At 42.9% G+C, this 16863-nt stretch carries 13 protein-coding genes; 4 read left to right on the plus strand and 9 right to left on the minus strand.

The genetic code is table 11. The annotated features are described in order from the left end of the window. Positions 1-10: 10 nt before the first annotated feature. From AC1XUD_RS12510 to AC1XUD_RS12520, 3 genes are all read right to left on the minus strand, one after another. Entirely contained in the window at positions 11-1147 is a 1137-nt protein-coding gene (locus AC1XUD_RS12510) for an MBL fold metallo-hydrolase (RefSeq protein ID WP_483361344.1), read from the minus strand. Between the two features lie 200 nt (positions 1148-1347). Then, positions 1348-1818: a Dps family protein gene (locus AC1XUD_RS12515; RefSeq protein WP_483361345.1), complete on the minus strand. Its 471-nt coding sequence runs from the start codon at positions 1816-1818 to the stop codon at positions 1348-1350. A 138-nt stretch (positions 1819-1956) separates the two neighbouring features. Next, positions 1957-2505 carry a YbhB/YbcL family Raf kinase inhibitor-like protein gene (locus tag AC1XUD_RS12520; protein ID WP_483361346.1) on the minus strand — a complete coding sequence of 183 codons (549 nt, stop codon included), beginning with the start codon at positions 2503-2505 and terminating at the stop codon, positions 1957-1959. A 196-nt stretch (positions 2506-2701) separates the two neighbouring features. On the opposite strand from AC1XUD_RS12520, the gene ispF reads away from it, so the two are divergent. After that, positions 2702-3184 carry a 2-C-methyl-D-erythritol 2,4-cyclodiphosphate synthase gene (ispF, locus tag AC1XUD_RS12525; protein WP_483361347.1) on the plus strand — a complete coding sequence of 161 codons (483 nt, stop codon included), beginning with the start codon at positions 2702-2704 and terminating at the stop codon, positions 3182-3184. Between the two features lie 230 nt (positions 3185-3414). Further along, the gene (locus AC1XUD_RS12530) at positions 3415-4542 is read left to right on the plus strand and encodes an amidohydrolase family protein (protein WP_483361348.1); all 1128 of its coding nucleotides are present in this window, start codon (positions 3415-3417) and stop codon (positions 4540-4542) included. Positions 4543-4760: 218 nt separating this feature from the next. On the opposite strand, the gene AC1XUD_RS12535 is transcribed toward AC1XUD_RS12530, so the two are convergent. Next, entirely contained in the window at positions 4761-5882 is a 1122-nt protein-coding gene (locus AC1XUD_RS12535) for a tetratricopeptide repeat protein (RefSeq protein ID WP_483361349.1), read from the minus strand. Positions 5883-6025: 143 nt separating this feature from the next. On the opposite strand from AC1XUD_RS12535, the gene AC1XUD_RS12540 reads away from it, so the two are divergent. After that, on the plus strand, positions 6026-7267 hold the full coding sequence (locus AC1XUD_RS12540) for a M16 family metallopeptidase (protein ID WP_483361350.1): 1242 nt from the start codon (positions 6026-6028) through the stop codon (positions 7265-7267). 5 nt (positions 7268-7272) lie between these two features. Here AC1XUD_RS12540 and AC1XUD_RS12545 read toward each other — a convergent pair whose 3' ends face one another. From AC1XUD_RS12545 to AC1XUD_RS12555, 3 genes are all read right to left on the minus strand, one after another. Then, the gene (locus AC1XUD_RS12545) at positions 7273-8190 is read right to left on the minus strand and encodes a glycoside hydrolase family protein (RefSeq protein ID WP_483361351.1); all 918 of its coding nucleotides are present in this window, start codon (positions 8188-8190) and stop codon (positions 7273-7275) included. A 114-nt stretch (positions 8191-8304) separates the two neighbouring features. Continuing rightward, complete coding sequence (locus tag AC1XUD_RS12550; protein WP_483361352.1) at positions 8305-9642, minus strand: purple acid phosphatase family protein; 1338 nt, start codon at positions 9640-9642, stop codon at positions 8305-8307. Between the two features lie 253 nt (positions 9643-9895). Next, positions 9896-11188 carry a M16 family metallopeptidase gene (locus AC1XUD_RS12555; RefSeq protein ID WP_483361353.1) on the minus strand — a complete coding sequence of 431 codons (1293 nt, stop codon included), beginning with the start codon at positions 11186-11188 and terminating at the stop codon, positions 9896-9898. A gap of 84 nt (positions 11189-11272) precedes the next feature. Here AC1XUD_RS12555 and AC1XUD_RS12560 point away from each other — a divergent pair, with 84 nt between their 5' ends. Continuing rightward, complete coding sequence (locus tag AC1XUD_RS12560) at positions 11273-12268, plus strand: glycosyltransferase family 9 protein (RefSeq protein ID WP_483361354.1); 996 nt, start codon at positions 11273-11275, stop codon at positions 12266-12268. 125 nt (positions 12269-12393) lie between these two features. Here the strand turns inward: AC1XUD_RS12560 and AC1XUD_RS12565 are convergent, their stop codons facing one another. Further along, entirely contained in the window at positions 12394-14427 is a 2034-nt protein-coding gene (locus tag AC1XUD_RS12565) for a T9SS type A sorting domain-containing protein (RefSeq protein ID WP_483361355.1), read from the minus strand. A gap of 895 nt (positions 14428-15322) precedes the next feature. Further along, on the minus strand, positions 15323-16726 hold the full coding sequence (locus tag AC1XUD_RS12570; RefSeq protein WP_483361356.1) for a tetratricopeptide repeat protein: 1404 nt from the start codon (positions 16724-16726) through the stop codon (positions 15323-15325). Between the last annotated feature and the right edge of the window lie 137 nt (positions 16727-16863).

A 16863-nucleotide genomic window follows, 5' to 3' on the forward strand; every position in this document is an offset into this window, starting at 1 on the left:
ATAGCCTCTTCTACTCCAATTGCAGCTCCCACCAGTTTTGGTTTGGAAAGCTCTGTCCTAAAATTACCTGTTCTCCTATTCTCGGAGTTGTGAGTTTCACCCGCATTTCCTGCGCCTTTCTTGAAACCCTGAGCGGCGGTTCGTTCCAGGCATGAAGAGCCAGTGCAAACTTACCCCAGTGAACCGGCCAAAGTACTTTCCCTCCCAGATCGATTGCCGCCTGAACGGTCTGTTCCGGCATCATATGGATATAAGGCCACATTTCATTGTATTGCCCACATTCCAAAATCACCAAATCGAACGGACCAAACTTCGCCCCTATTTCTGCAAAATGCTTTTCATATCCTGAGTCGCCCCCGAGATATACCTTATAATCAGGCATTTCTAATACATATGAAGCCCATAGGGCTTTTCCCCTTGTGAAATTGCGTCCCGAGAAATGGCGGGCCGGTGTTGCGGTCAGTTTCAAACCTCTTGCAAATTCCACTCCTTCCCACCAGTCCAGCTCGGTAATATGATCCGGTGAAATACCCCAACGCTCCAAATGTGCACCTACTCCTAGGGGCACGATAAAACGGGTCGAAGTTCCGGCAAGCGATTTCAGCGTTTCGTAATCCATATGATCGTAGTGATCGTGTGAAAGAAATACAAAATCTATATGAGGCATATCTTTCAAATGATATACGTTGGTGCCGGGAAACGCTTTGGTTCCGGCAAATTGCACGGGAGAAGTACGTTCCGAGAAGACAGGATCCATTAATATATTTCTGCCTGATGCCTGAATCAGATAAGATGAATGTCCGAAATAGGTAAAAGTCGGTTTTTCCGAAGGTTGATTTTTCAAGTTCGTGATGACAGACGGGAGCGGGGAAGAGGGTTCCGCATTTGCATCTTTACCAAAAAAGAACATTGCCATCATTTTGAAAAAAGACGATCCTTCGCCGCTGACGGGCGTATTAGTCAGATTTTGAAAGCTGCCATCTTTATAATTTGGTGATTTCTTTATTCTTTCGAGGCGGGCACCTGAGGGTTCTTCTCCAAAGGTGTCTAACTTAAGAAACAAAAAAACCGCCACTGCCAGCACAGCGACGATAGATAACAGGGTCAGCGTCATTTTTCTAAGTATCTTTTTTAGTTTGCGATTCATGTATCCGTCAAGAAAAAATTCGGCGAATTTAATTATAATTTCCTTTGGCAATATTGGTTTTAGCGTTTGGCAACTGGCCTCGGCAAGGCATTGTTCAGCAATCAATAGAGACACAGACCTTGGTTATCCATGCTTAATATCAAAAAAAGGATATGAGAAGATAATATTCTCACATCCTTTTCATATTCTTCTTTCTTCCTCTATTTCAAAAATGCACGAAGCATCCAGGCCATTTTTTCATGCTCCCGAAGCAAGCCTGTTACATAGTCGCTTGACCCAAGATCTTTATATTTATCAGCAAATTCTGTCACCAAATTTCTTAATATACGGATGATCGTTTCGTGATCATCCAGTAAGTTTTTCAGCTGAACTTTTTCATCCGTAGTATATGCCGGCTCGAGGAGATCAGTCAATTTCAAGATATCTTCCAGACGCGCCTCAGAATAGTGCCCAATAGCCCGGATTCGCTCAGCTATATCATCTAAAATGACTTGCAATTGCTCATATTGACCTTCAAACAATTTGTGAAGCTCGAAAAAATTCATTCCCCCGATATTCCAGTGATAATTTCTGGTTTTAGTATATAAAACAAATTCATTAGCCAGCAGTTTATTCAAATGAAAAGCTACTTCCTGCGTATTCTCATCCGATATTCCAATATTAGTCTTCATAAATATTATCGATTTTATTTAAAAGGTGTGAGAAAAAAGCGTTTCAAAATACCATTTGGAATGGGGGCTCAATATAAATTCTAAAATCTGCTTTCCAGTCGATTGGCTGTTAAAATCAAGTTAAATTTGAGCATCGGACTATCTTTTGTAGTACATAACCAGAGAAGCCTTCCCCAAAGTGTGTCCGTTCAGATTAAATCCTACCAATGCTGGATTCGTGTTTTTGTCCGGACCTAACTTATCCGTGTCCAGCGCGTGAACGGTGATGGTATATTTGTGAAAACCGTGGCCAACCGGAGGACATGGCCCTCCATAACCATTTGCTCCAAAATCGGTAAGACTTTGAATCGCACCGGCGGGAGCAAGAGCTTTTGAAACATCGCCGGCACCGGCTTTCAATTCTGTGGTAGCAGCAGGAATATCAAAAATGAGCCAATGCCAGAATCCGCTACCAGTTGGAGCATCTTCATCATAAACAGTTACGGCGAAACTTTTAGTCCCTTCGGGAGCGCCATACCACGAAAGTTGAGGAGATACATTTTCTCCGGTGCATCCAAAACCATTAAAAACTTCTTTGTTAGTAGCCTGACCTCCAATTGAAGTGCTTTTAAGTGTAAAAGTTTGGCCGAAAGATGTGGAAGAGAAAACGGCCAATGCGCAAAATGCAGAGAGTATCAATTTCTTCATAGTAATTAAAAATATCGAATTGGTTACTCACGAAACAACGGTTTTCATATCCTTTCAGGTTCCGCCGTCAGGCACCTAAAAATAAGGCAAGGGGATTATTCCTGTCCTTTTCAGGAGTCTATCGGTTAAAAATATTGATTGTCTTTTCCGATTTCAATTCCCAACTTGCGATCTGATCCAATTTTTATTCTGAGTTATGTTTCCGTATCGAATAGGGCAAGGTTATGACGTTCATCAACTTATAGAAGGGAGGCCTTTCTGGCTTGGCGGTATTTTGATTCCGCACAGCCACGGAGCGAAAGGGCACTCAGATGCCGACGTGGTTTGTCATGTCCTTTGTGATGCGCTATTAGGGGCAGCAAATATGAGAAATATTGGATATCATTTTTCCGACAAAGATCCTCAGTGGAAAGGAGTTGACAGCAAATTATTGCTTTCAAAAGTATTGGAAATGATTCGGGAAAAAGGATTCGAAGTCGGCAACGTGGATGTTACGGTCATTTTGCAAAACCCAAAACTGAATCCACATATACCAGCCATGAAAAGCTGTCTTTCCGAAGTGATGAAAGTAAGCGAAGAAGATATCTCGATCAAAGCAACCACATCCGAACATTTAGGCTTTGTTGGCCGGGAAGAAGGAATAGCAGCGCAGTGTGTGGCCTTGATTTACAGGGTTTAGCATTTAGCTTCGGTCCGTCGCACGGTAGCTTTTAGCTTTTAGCTTTTAGCTTTTAGCTTTTAGCTTTTAGCTTTTAGCTTTTAGGAGAACAAAAAATAGATAGATAATATACTCATTATTAGTACCTTAAAAATATTTTTTTTCACGTTTTAAATTTATTTCCCGAAGTTATCTTTTTCCCTAACACCTAATAGCTAACCGCTAAAAGCTATCTAACCCCTAAAAGCTAAATGAGATACCTGCTCCTATTCACCTTATTATTCACATTGAATTTCTGTTTCGCTCAGCAAGTCAAGCCATCTGAAGAGCCACTTGGTTTTGAGGAATACGATCCTATTAGTACTTTGAAAGTGGAGGAACATAAGCTTCGAAGGGCCAAGTTTCCATTTATTGACGTGCATAATCACCAATATCAGATGCAGTCTCAGGATCTTAAACTTCTCATCACGCAAATGGATAGCCTTAATATGGGCATCATGGTGAATTTAAGCGGAAGAGGTTGGTATGAAAACTGGGACGAAGGAACAGCTAACTTGAAGGGTTCGCTGGAGAATGTCAGCAGAACAAAAACAAACCGGATTGCCATTTTCACCAATTTACAATTTAAAGGTTTTGGTGAAAAAGACTGGACCCAAAAGGCCGTGAAACAGCTGGAAGACGATGTTAAAATGGGGGCAAAGGGTTTGAAGATATACAAGAGCCTTGGTTTCAGTGGAATTAAAGATGACAAGGGAAACCGTGTTGCGGTAAACGACCCGCGGTTGCAGCCGGTTTGGCAAAAATGTGGAGATCTAGGTATTCCGGTATTGATTCATACGGCCGATGTGCCATCTTTCTGGGATCCGATGGACAGATATAACGAACGGTGGCTCGAACTGAAAACCCATCCCGGACGTCGCCGCGGAGCAAATGACCCGGTCCCATTTGACTCACTAATTGCCGAGCAACATGCCATTTTCAGAAACAACCCGAAGACGACTTTTATCAACGCTCATATGGGTTGGTATCCTAACAATCTGAAAAAACTGGATAGCTTGATGACTGTCTTCCCTAATATGTATGTGGAAATCGGTGCTGTAATCGCCGAGCTGGGTCGCCAGCCAAGAGCAGCCAAAAAGTTCTTCGACAAATATCAGGATCGGGTATTATTCGGGAAAGACAGCTGGGTGCCGTCCGAATACGCCACCTATTTCAGAGTTTTGGAAACGGAAGACGAATATTTTCCATATCATAAGAAATACCACGCTTTCTGGCGAATGTACGGAATGGGCCTTTCCGACGATGTCCTGAAAAAGCTGTACTATAAAAACGCGCTGAGAATTATTCCAGGGTTAGATAAGAGTCTTTTTCCAAAATAAAAAATGGTAAGGATTGAGGGGTTAAATAGCTAAGGGTCAACGGTTCGCAACCTTAACCTTTACTCCTCTGTAAGACCATCGACGATTGATCATTCCGTTAACAATTTGGTTTTTGAAGGCTAGAACAGATTTCAAACATTTCAAAGTATCGGCAGACTGGCGATACTTTGACCTGTAAACCTTTTACCCCTCGACCCTCTCCCCAAACCCCTCTGCCCTTACCCTTTGAACCCCTTGGCCTCTCTGATCAGAGCATTGTATTCCGCCTTGTCCAGGCATTTTTTGTAATATTCTTTGGCTTGGGATTTGTTTCCTTTTCTGGAGGCAATTCTGGCCAAACCGGCATATGCCATAGGTATATATTCGTCTGTATATTGGTCATCATGAGGCAGTTTTAGTGCTGCCAGGTACAGTTTTTCTGCATTCGCATCATCCTTTTGATTTTTTTCAACGATCATCGCATTGAAAGTCTGAGCGGCAGCGGGAAAAAAGCCAGCCTGAATTCTTTGCAAAAAAGGCAACTTCTTCTCTGCTTCTGCATACTTTCCGGCCAAAACCAGCGACTCGATATACTTCATCAAATGCACCGGGTTGCGAGGATATTCGTCCACCAGCTTATCCATATAGACAACGGCCTTTTCCGGTTTGTCTTCGTATTTCAAATACAAATGCGAAAGGTAAAAAAGCGACTCGGCTTTTGTAATAGTGCCCAGCTTGGTTCCGGTTTCTATCTGTTTTAAACCAACCGATTTATCGCCATTCTTGAAAAAAATCATTAGTGGTTTCACCATAGGATGCAACCGGGGGTATATTTCAACATAGTAGTTGTACATTCCCGAGGTGAAGTAAAATTCCGGATTTTTATCCATCAATTTCATCCCTTCCAAAAAAGCATTATATGCCTTTTTGCCTTCTCCCGCCGCATTGAGCATTTCTCCTTTGAAATTGTACATCATAGCGAGATACCCGCGGGCCACCATCACATAAAACACCGCTTCGGGGTCTTTGCTGTCTTTTCCGAACTTTTTGTCCACTGCAGCAAGACACAAGTTCAGTTTGTTAACATACTCTTTTATCTTAGCCGGGTTGTCCTTGATCGGCATATATTTCCAGAACAAAATGAACGAATCCATGATGTGGATAACAGGATGGCCGGGATATTTCCCTTCGATCTGGTCAATGATTTTTTCGGCCTCCGAAAACTCATAGTTGTAAATTTTATCAAGACCACCCTGAATCGTCTTGATGGCTGCGGGATCGTTCAGGAGCTGCGCTTTTGCATCCGGATCGTTACAACAAAAGAGAAAAACGAAGAGACAAACTAATTTATTAACTCGCATAAAAGGCTCTACAAAAAATAAAGAGGTTTGGTTGAACCAAACCGGAACGTTAGCTTTGTTAATAACCCTAAATATTACTTTGAGGTTTCGGGAGACACAAAATATCATTAAATTTTGATTAAAAAAATTTACTTCTTCTATATATGATTCGATACGAGCAGTTTACGTTAAACAACGGACTTCAGGTTTTTGTACATGAGGACTTTTCAACTCCTATGGCCGCCGTCAATATACTATATAATGTTGGCTCCCGGGACGAAGATGAAGAGCGGACCGGATTCGCTCACTTGTTTGAACACCTGATGTTTGGCGGCTCGAAAAACATTCCTGATTACGACATTCCTGTTCAAAAGGTGGGGGGAGAAAATAACGCTTTTACTTCACCTGATATCACTAATTACTATATCACGCTTCCTGCTAACAATATCGAAACAGCTTTTTGGCTGGAATCTGATCGTATGTTCAGCTTATCTTTTGATCCAAATGTGTTGGAAGTACAACGAAAAGTGGTGATAGAAGAATTTAAACAACGGTATCTAAATCAGCCATATGGCGATATCTGGCTCAAATTGAGGCCACTAGTTTACGAAAAACATCCGTACAAATGGGCGACCATCGGCAAGGATATCGGACATATTGAACGTGCTACGATGGATGACGTTCAGGCTTTCTTTTTTAAATTCTACAGACCGAATAACGCCGTGATGGTCGTGGCCGGGGCAGTAAAAACGGAACAAATAAAACAACTGGCTGACAAGTGGTTTGCAGGAATTCCGGCTGGCGAGAAATATATCAGAAATTTACCAAAAGAACCGGTTCAGACCGCTGCGAGGCATTTGGAAACAAGTGCTGCCGTTCCGCTCAATTCATTAATCAAGGTATTTCACATGCCGGGAAGATATGAAGATGGATATTATCCCGCAGATCTTTTGGGCGACATCCTCGGCAGGGGTAAATCATCGCGACTATATCACGCGCTTTTGAAAGAGCAACCATTTTTCAACAGCATCAGTGCAAGCGTGACTTCTTCGTTGGATCCAGGACTGTTAGTGATCAAAGGTAACCTGAACCCCGGTGTAAAATTGGAAGAAGCGGACGATGCCGTAAAGGCGATTCTGGACGACGTTTTCAAAAACGGTACCACCGAAGAGGAAATTGAAAAAGTTAAAAACCAGACCGAGGCAACTTTGGCTTTCTCGGAAGTTGAACTGCTGAATCGCGCAATGAATCTTGCATTTGCGGCCAATGCGGGAAATGCAGAATGGGCAAACGACGACGCGGCCATTATTCAGAATTTGACCACAGACCATATCCATCAAGCTGCCAAAAATGTGTTGAGACCAGAAAATGCTTCGACTTTGTATTATCGCGCGGAGGAAGCTTAAAGCATTCACTTTTCTTTCGAAAAATATACCCTAATCTCCGGATGCATCGTATACAGCCGGAATCGCTCCCCATCGTTGACTACAATACCGCTGGAAGTATTGTTACCGACGATGGGATTCTTTTTATATTTCTGCCAATGGATCAGGTCACTGGATACCGCGACGTTCGTTGACCACTCGCGCCAGTCTTTAAATGCGGTTGCATGATAATAGGCATAATATAACCCCTTATATTGTATGATTTGATTGAATGCTACACCAAATTGATCGTATGTTTCCGGCCCGGATTTTAACACAGGTTCGTCCTGAATATTCGTCCAGGTTTTCAAATCCGTTGAAGTTGCAGCCCATATTGCAGCGTCATTTCTTTCATAGAACAAATACCATTTGCCTTTTTCCCGCCAAACCGTTGGTGTACCATAAGGTCCTTTGTCAATCGGATTTCCGTCTTTCTTTCTGATGTCTAACGCGCCACGATCCGACCAGTGGATTTTGTCTTCCGAAGTGAGCATATGAGCGATATCGTCTTTGCTTTCTGCAAACATATAGTAGGTACTGTCCGCTTTTTCTACAAACATATCCTCGATCCAGAGCGTTGTATGGATCGGATTTTTAGAATATCGTTCCCAATTCAGACCATCGTTCGAGATAGCCAGGCCCAGGTATTTAATCTCATTTCCAGTATTTTTGGTATAACCGGTATACCACATATACCACTTGTCAGCCTCTTTCAGAATAAATCCTCTCTCCCGGATTTTCTCATCCCAAACCGTCGAATCGCCTGTTCCTTTAAAAATTGGATTCTTTTCGTGGGCTCCAAAATCAACTAATTCAGACGGAAACGGTAATTCCGTCGCCTCTCTCTTTTCTGCAGTACAGCACAGAAGCAATATTATCAATGAAAGAAATAAGCTGTTTTTCATATGGAGCTATTGGTTTTTAGCGGTTAGTTGCGGTTCGCCGCCCGATTTGTTTCTTCAATTTTGTATGCGAAGCTGGTACTCAATCTCACATTCACTCATTGTTCTATTTTTGACTCATTGACCTCTCCTCTCCGCCACCGCAGGTACCTTATCAACTAGCTTATTGATCTTCCCTTTCTGTTTGATCAGCTCAAATTCATCATATAGTTCACCTGTCGCGGTATATGTTTCGAAATTTAAATGATCTCCATTTACTTTTACGACGTGATATAATTGCGTGTAAATAGCGGTTCGATCCATCCAGTCTTTTTTATCGGAGTCTGAATCCGTCATTTTTGGCCCACTGACCGAGACGACATACATCGTTCCGGAACGCTCCCCTTTCTTGTTCATTGGAATTTTCTCCATTCCCCGCGCATATGAATGATCATGTCCCTGCAAAACCAAATCAACCTTATACTTGTCAAAAATTGGCTTGAAAGTTTCTCTCATCCGTTTGTTATCTCGGGTTGATTTTGGTGAAAAAATAGGATGGTGAAAAGTCACGCAAGTCCATTTATTAGGATTGTTAGCCAATATCTTTTCCATCCAGAGTTTCTGGTTTTCCAGAAATTCGTCAGATTCCTCTGCCAGGTCAGAGTTGAGTGAAATGAAACGCATATCCTGAATATCAGAATAATAGGTAGTCTCCTCCAAACCCTCAGGACCGTTTTCGGGTAAATTAAACTGCGGGCGCCAGAACACGGAGGTCAACGTTTTCCCGTTTGGCCCATCATAATGATCATGATTACCGGGCGATGGAAATCCCGGAATCATACTATGAATAAACCCACCCGCCTGAAACCAGTCGCCCCACTCAACATCCCGATTGGCTCTATTTATAAGGTCGCCCGCGTACATCATTAACACCGCATCCGGAGCGCGCGCATATGCGTCACGGGCCACTCTCGACCACAAGGAACTGATATTGGTCTGAACATCACCAAAATAAATGAATGAAAAGTTCTGCCGGGTTTTGCTTGCCGTGTTAAAATGAATCCATTCGCTCCAATTCTCTCCCTGTCCCACCCGATAAGCATATTTGGTATCAGGCTTTAGATCCGAAAATATGACCGAATGATAAATCGCCGACGTATTCTCAAAAATCAATTTCTCTGACTTTGCTTTTATTTTTTTAGCCTGATCTACAAACCGGGGGTCAGCACTTGCCAATGCTATTTCCGCGAAACTCTCGTTCACAATTTCACTTGTCCGCCAGTTTATAGCCATTGAAGTGGAAGGATCTCCGGTCACATTCAGAATAATCCTATCCGGCTTTTCAGTGGGAAGATATTTGCCGTCCTTAATCTGTCCAGATACCAATCCATTGAATATCAACAAAATGGCTATCGCAAGACAGAAAACATCGAAATAACGGATACATTTTAAAATCATCAGTTCAAAAAAATTCATCTGGTAATGATATTCTTTATACCCTAATGAGGTTCGAAAGGACTACTTTGAGTTGGAAGGGAGGAAAGGACGAAGGGAGCAAGGCGGCTTGAACGCAGACCACGAGTGATTTGGGAAAACGGGTGAAGTGTTAAATGGTCAATGGGTAAGCTATGGATATCTAAATCCCATTTGGACTATCTAATAATTAAAGTCGTGCAGGAAAGACACCTCCCCTTGTCCCTTTCTCCATCCTCCCTTTCCTCCTTAACCTTCAATCTTCCGGAACAAAAGTCAGATAGCTGAAATTGTCTTCCTGGAACATCTCTTGTGCGAGATCCTGAAGTTGTGCAGATGTGATTTGGTTTATCTCGGTAAAAATTTCAGGAAGTGAGTCCACGCGACCGGTGTCCAGCAGGCTTTTAGCCATCATAAGCATAAAACTCATATTGCTCTCTTCCGACATTGCCAGTTGGCCCATCAACTGCACTTTGGTTTGGTGTAACTGCAAGGTAGTCAAAGGAGTCTCACGTACTTTCCTTAACTCTTTGTTGATGAGCGATATACTTTTTGAGAGTTGTTTCGGTTCTGTTCCGAAGAACACGCCCAAAAAGCCGGTGTCTATGTATGGCGTATAATTGGCTTCAATCGAATATACAAATCCATACTTCTCGCGCAAGGAGAGGTTGAATCTGGAATTCATCCCCGGACCTCCAAGCAAGTTCACTAACATAAAAAATGGTAGTCTTTTATCGTCCAGCAAACCATATGCAGGTTGACCCATTGCGCATTGCGCCTGGGTTATCGCCCGTTCCTTCTGCTCTCTGACGGGTATATATTGTGCAGGAGCAGTCCGAATACGGGACGTTCTTTGGTGTGGTATATCTCCGATATATTTCTCAGCAACACGGATCACTTTTGAAAATGGCAATCGGCTAACCGATGAAACCACAATCCTTTCCGTATCTATATTTTGACCGATGAATTCCAGCAAATGCGGCTTGTCGAATGAATTTACCGTTTCGGCCGTACCTAATATATTGTTTCCCAACGCATGGCCGGGATAAACCAATTGGTCAAAGTCATCCTGAATCGCATCTTCTGGCGAATCAACATACATCGACATTTCTTCCAGAATCACATTCCTTTCCTTTTCAATCTGCTTCTGCGGGAATACCGAATGAAACGTGATATCAGCCAGCAGATCCATTGCCTTGTCGAAATGCTCGTCCAGAACTGATGCGTGAAAACATATCTTTTCCTTAGTGGTATATGCATTCAGCTCTCCGCCCACATTCTCCAACCGGTTGATGACATGAAACGAACTGCGCTTTTCCGTGCCTTTGAAAGCCATATGCTCCCAAAAATGCGCGAGCCCTTGCTGGTGGCCCAGCTCATCCCTGCTACCAATATCCAACATGATACCGCAGTGTGCAATCTGGGTATAGGGAACCTGTTTGTGCGCAATCCGGATACCATTTGAAAGGGTATGAAGTTGATATTCTTCATTCAGTAATACTGGGGAGGCTTTTGGGTTAACCCTTTTAGATATGGCGTTTTTCTTCATTCGTTTTTAACACAAAATAGTCACCAATAATTTACGGTGAATTCTACAAAATTACAGACTTTTGCCTGAAACACCGTTATCATTATGATCCCAAAGCGTATTCTGATTATTCAAACAGCTTTTATCGGAGACGTTATTTTGGCGACCGGCCTGCTGGAATCTATCCATAAAGCACTTCCTGAGGCCCAAATCGACTTTTTGTTACGAAAAGGAAACGAAGGTCTTTTAGAGAATCATCCTTATCTCAACGAGGTGTTGATATGGCATAAAAAAGAAGGAAAATTTAAGAGTCTCCGAAATTTACTGAGAAGAATACGCGCCAAAAAGTACGACTGGGTCGTCAATCTTCAGCGTTTTGGATCAACCGGTTTGCTGACAGCACTTTCCGGCGCGCCAGTAAAAGCTGGGTTTGACAAAAACCCCTTTTCATTCGCTTTTTCTCACACTGCCAAACATCAGGTGGGCGACGGTACGCATGAAATTGATCGAAATCTCCTTCTAGTCAAACCATTAATTGCGGTAGAAAGGCATATGCCCAGGCTCTACCCGGCCGCCACCGACGTTGCCGGTGTTGAGCAATATCAGAAAAAACCCTATATATGCATTGCGCCATCTTCGGTTTGGTTTACGAAACAATATCCTGTTGATCAATGGGTTAAATTGATCGATCGACTAAATTCCGAATTCAAAATATACCTATTAGGTGCACCATCCGATCAGGCACTGGCCGACAATATTGCAGAAGCTTCAGAATTTAAGGGAGATATCGAAAACCTTTGTGGCAAATTGAGCTTTCTGCAATCGGCAGCCTTGATGCAAAATTCAGCAATGAACTATGTCAACGACTCTGCTCCTATGCATATCAGTTCGGCCATGAATGCGCCTGTCACAGCTGTTTTCTGCTCTACTGTCCCCGAATTTGGCTTTGGCCCGTTATCGACCCGTTCGCATATTGTTGAAGTTCAGGAAAAACTCAGTTGTCGTCCCTGTGGGCTGCATGGGTACAAAAAATGCCCCGAAGGGCATTTCAAATGTGCATATGATATCAAAACCGAGCAATTACTGGCGGTTCTTAACTAGTGTTTTTTTGGGCATTAGCGAGCTTTACGGGCATTTGATATTATTCTTTTACTGAGACCTGCTGAAAATGGGACGACCTGAAAGCAAGCCGTCCCATTCACGGACGATCACAGACAAAGCCTGGGCTACTGCTTCACGATTTTATATTGATATTTGTTGGTCTCTGTTTCGATCAGCACATGATAAATTCCGGTTTTAAGCTGGTTTAGATCATACCCAACCATTCCTTCGGCATAACTCAGGCCAGTTGTTTCGAGGACGATGCTTCCGCCACTATTCACAACCTTGAGCTGCAAGGTGCCAGTTCCGCCTTCAGTAATACGGAAGGTCGACAAGCCTCTTGTCGGATTCGGAAACACTGCGATATCCCTATCCGGTGCATTTTTGATACTGATCATGTTAGTCATCGCATAACTTCCGTCTTTGTCAACCTGCTTCAAACGATAATAAACCGTACCGTAACCAAAGTGGATATCTGTAAAATGATAGTCATTTCGCTCAGCCAAAACAGCAGCTGCCGAAACCCGTCCAACTTCCGAGAATCTTTTGGCATCGAAGGACCGTTCAACGGCAAAGTAGTCATTGTTGGTTTCTGTTGATGTAAGCCAATGAAGCACATTTCCTTCGCTGGAGCGTTGCCCCTCGAAGCTCAGAATCTTAACTGGGAGGGAAGTCCCCGGAGGAGCATCTGATAATCCAAATCCTGAAAATCCGGTATCAAAGGTTGCCGTAAAAGCATAGTCACCATTGTATCGCGTTACTGTGACCGGCACAGCCTGGGACTCATCACCTACGGCTATGCCTCCTTCGCTCTTACCCATTGAAGTAACGTTATCTTGAAAATCTGCAAGCTCAGCACTGGTGTAGTAAAGTGTAATCTCGTAGCTGCCGGCCGGATTCGGGTTAGAGGGCGTCACTTTCAGTGTCTTGTTGGTGATATTGTAACCTCCCTGCCATTCAGAGGTGCCATCGCCCGCGCGGTCAATCTCCACCGACGTACATCCATAGTTATGACTAGTCAGGTTCTTTATCTTAGCGAGTATAGCATTGGTCGCAGGATCATAGAAATACGCTGTTGCGTTTGGGCCCAAATACTTTTGATCGGGGGTCAGAGTAGTTTCCGTCGCGATTTCCTTAGAATAAGTCACTCCGATAATTTTTACATTATCAATTAACCAGTTGGCACTTGTATATCCGATACATCTGAATCTCAGTTTCATATTCTGGTTCACATACTCACCCCCAATGGACAAATCGACATGAAATGGAACCGCATCGCTTCCTGCCGAGTAAAGTTCTTGCACGTTGACCCAATCTGTGCCTGTCCAAACGTCGACAAAAGCCCGACCTGTAATCCGTTCTTCATCAAGGCGTAATCTTTCGTCAAAGCTCAGACGCACTGCCGAATAATCACTTGCATCAAAAGAAGGGGTTTCCACGGTTTCTTCTACTGCAGGATACGGTCCGACGTCGCTTCCCAGATACTGAAAGTATAGATAGTTGGTTTCAAACCCATCTGCGCCGCTATTTACCTGCCATTGTGCGACGCCCGAAACAGAAGGCACAAATGTCCAATCAGTGGGAGTAATAGTAGGAAAGGTTTCGGAAATGATAGTTGTCTCTACATTTTCCGATGCACCGTCATTGTCAATAATTGTGATGTTATGAAAACCGCCAAAGTCGGGCTCTGCATCTCCATTGGTTTCAATAGAAAAGTCCAGGGTTAATACCTCGTCAGTATCCTCTTCGGCGTCATCGAATATTCTGATTGTAAATTCCTTTGAAAGGTCGCCTGGAGCGAAGGTGACCTCAGCAGGCAGAATCTCAAAGTCAGCTCCTTCGGTAGCCATAGGATAGTCATCCTGATAATAGAATGATTGATACATCGAAACCTTGACCGGCTGAGTCGACGCCTCCGTCATGTTTACGGTAATGGTATATTCCGAATATTTGATGCACTCCGTTGGCGCTTGGCCCGGGATTGTTGCATCACCCTCATTGACTGACGAGGGTATGCCGGTTACATTCACGATTGGAACAATAGAATATCTCGTTGATTTGCCTGGCCCGGACAGGGACGAGGAATAAACAACATTCCCCTGAATGGTGGTGACCAGGAGGGTCACTGCACACCACAAAAATGGTAGCCAATTTTTCATATGATGTTGAGTTTTAATTAATACTAACACGGAAAGTGAATATCTTCCGTAATATAATGAAGTTATTCTATCGATATCTAAATGCTGTTCAAGCGGTTACATCCATTACCCCATTTCAATGTCACCGCTTGAACAGATAGACTTCTCTCAGAAGAACCGGGGGCCACTTCAACAATAAAATTCCGGCTGTCAAACGGCATGATTCAATAAAATGTCACGAGTAGCGAATGGCTTGTAGTGGCCAAATGCGTTGAAGGGAACCAGTATAATCTGGCAAAAAAGTCAATACAGATATTTTTGATATTATGAATCAGGAACTGTGAAAAGTTCCTGCGTTTTTTCTCGGATTTCTCTCGCCTCAACGCCGGGAATTTGAACTCGAAGCGTCGATAACAGCCCACCAATCAGTCCAAATATGCAAGACACTTAGGGGCGTTGGCCAGCCGATTTAATTTAAGTCAGCTGCCACAACCATAATTTCTGTGTTACCGTAATAAGCCAAAATGCCTGTTAACCAGGAGCAAGTTTCTCGCTCCATCTTGTAATACCAATTCCACTTTTGGTGGAGGCGAAGAAGCAATAAGATAAAATGTGTTTAAAATTGGGAGTTTGCTTTCATGAAATAATTTTCCAGCTCTAGAATATTCCTCATGATTACAGCGAGTGGATTGCCGATCAACAGGTGTATACTTACACTATATTTCTCAAGTCCGCATTTTTCGCAGTTGATCCGTTAGTCCAATTCTTACCTAGGCAACTAGTCTAGACACTTGCCGGGGAATTGAGCTTGGAATTCAAATAATAATATTTGAACTGATTTTCCATTTCAATAATGCCAGTTTTACTTCTATTTAAGCATCATATCACGGTCAATCAAAAGCCCAATTCAATCCCATTATTTCTCTCTGTATTGTTCAATAATTCTGTACAAGGCTTTCTGCTTTTCCAGTTCAGGGAAAAAGTCAAATAGCTGAACATAAGCCTCATAGTCTAAAGTCAAGGCTGTTTCCAGATTGATCAATGCTTCGCGGTATTCGCCAGCATGTATCTGATACACCGCAATTCGGTAATACAAATCAGCTTCCTCCGGGATTTCCTCAATTGCAGCTGTTATAAGATCGCATGCTCTTGCGTAATTTCCCTGTTCAAAAAGCACAAATGACCATTTAAGCCACACGTCCGCATTGCCTGGTTCCAGTTCCGCAGCCTTTTCAAAAGCTTCAAATGCTGATATTACATTTCCAACCTTGAATTCCGTTTCAGCCAAAGCCAACCAATAGTCAGAATTCAGTTCCGTAATCTGGATCGCCTTTCTGATAAAACCAACTGCTTCATACCAACGTCCAAGCTCACTAAAACATATACCTAAACCGTACCAGCCATCGTCCCATTGGGCATCCAGTTTAACGGTTTTCCGGTAATACTTGATAGCGGTTTCAAACTCACCCAACTTCTCATATGCCACCGCCAAATTACAACTGATATCGGGCTGGTCGTCCTTTAATTCATACGCTTTGAGGTAGTTATCTTTCGCCTCTTCATATCTTTCAAGGTTCATGAAAGAATTCCCAAGCTGGAAATAACCAAATACAAAGTCCTCTTTGATCAGCGTGGCATATTCGAATGCGTGAATGGACTCTTCAAACCGATCCAGTTTGCCATATGCCAAACCGAGATTAAACCAGGCATGATGAGAAAATGGCGATTGATCAACCAATTCATTATAATATTCCAGATGATTTTCCAGTTGCCCGAGCATTTCGAGGCAGTTGGCCAGTTCATCAAGTGCAATTTCATTTTCGAGGTTATTCCAAAGCGAGCGTTTGTAATTCACAACCGCGTCTTCCAGCTTGCCCCAGTTTTGATAAGTCTGTCCAAGTTGAAAATAGATCTCATCTTTGTCTTCAACTCTGTGAAGCAAATTTTCCAGCAACTCAATCGCCTCCTCAAACTCGCCCATCATGTTGGCGATGGCCACCTGCATATAGGAGATTTCAATGTCACCGGGATGAAATAATGATGCTCGTTCGAGCATTTCCTGAGCCTGTTCATGTTCACCCCTGTTGGCATGTAACTGAACTTTACTCAAAAGCAGATCAAGAGAATATGGATAATCAATAAGCCCTCTGTCGCACGCCTCATTGGCTTTATCCCAATCTCCCTTTTCAATATAATGGCCTGTTACCCTTTCATAAGTCTCTAAATCAAAAAACTCCGGCTCACTGGTTTTCAGCATTCGCTCGAACCGTTGCAATGCCTCCTTCAAATAATCCTTTTTTTCCCCGAAATTTTTCTCCATACAAATCAGTAGGTTAGAAATTAGAACTAACGAACCACACCTAAAACCATCATCAGACGCAAGCAGTTCCAAACTGACACAGAGTATCCTGGTTCCTAATGGTTTTGTAATTATTTAATGAAAGAAAGTTAAAAATA

The sequence above is a fragment of the Dyadobacter sp. HNCC25DJ184 genome (assembly GCF_056895215.1).

Coding starts and splice junctions, on each gene's coding strand:
- AC1XUD_RS12510 (WP_483361344.1), bottom strand. CDS start 1,147: ATGAATCGCAAACTAAAAAAGATACTTAGAAAAATGACGCTGACCCTG.
- AC1XUD_RS12515 (WP_483361345.1), bottom strand. CDS start 1,818: ATGAAGACTAATATTGGAATATCGGATGAGAATACGCAGGAAGTAGCT.
- AC1XUD_RS12520 (WP_483361346.1), bottom strand. CDS start 2,505: ATGAAGAAATTGATACTCTCTGCATTTTGCGCATTGGCCGTTTTCTCT.
- ispF (WP_483361347.1), top strand. CDS start 2,702: ATGTTTCCGTATCGAATAGGGCAAGGTTATGACGTTCATCAACTTATA.
- AC1XUD_RS12530 (WP_483361348.1), top strand. CDS start 3,415: ATGAGATACCTGCTCCTATTCACCTTATTATTCACATTGAATTTCTGT.
- AC1XUD_RS12535 (WP_483361349.1), bottom strand. CDS start 5,882: ATGCGAGTTAATAAATTAGTTTGTCTCTTCGTTTTTCTCTTTTGTTGT.
- AC1XUD_RS12540 (WP_483361350.1), top strand. CDS start 6,026: ATGATTCGATACGAGCAGTTTACGTTAAACAACGGACTTCAGGTTTTT.
- AC1XUD_RS12545 (WP_483361351.1), bottom strand. CDS start 8,190: ATGAAAAACAGCTTATTTCTTTCATTGATAATATTGCTTCTGTGCTGT.
- AC1XUD_RS12550 (WP_483361352.1), bottom strand. CDS start 9,642: ATGAATTTTTTTGAACTGATGATTTTAAAATGTATCCGTTATTTCGAT.
- AC1XUD_RS12555 (WP_483361353.1), bottom strand. CDS start 11,188: ATGAAGAAAAACGCCATATCTAAAAGGGTTAACCCAAAAGCCTCCCCA.
- AC1XUD_RS12560 (WP_483361354.1), top strand. CDS start 11,273: ATGATCCCAAAGCGTATTCTGATTATTCAAACAGCTTTTATCGGAGAC.
- AC1XUD_RS12565 (WP_483361355.1), bottom strand. CDS start 14,427: ATGAAAAATTGGCTACCATTTTTGTGGTGTGCAGTGACCCTCCTGGTC.
- AC1XUD_RS12570 (WP_483361356.1), bottom strand. CDS start 16,726: ATGGAGAAAAATTTCGGGGAAAAAAAGGATTATTTGAAGGAGGCATTG.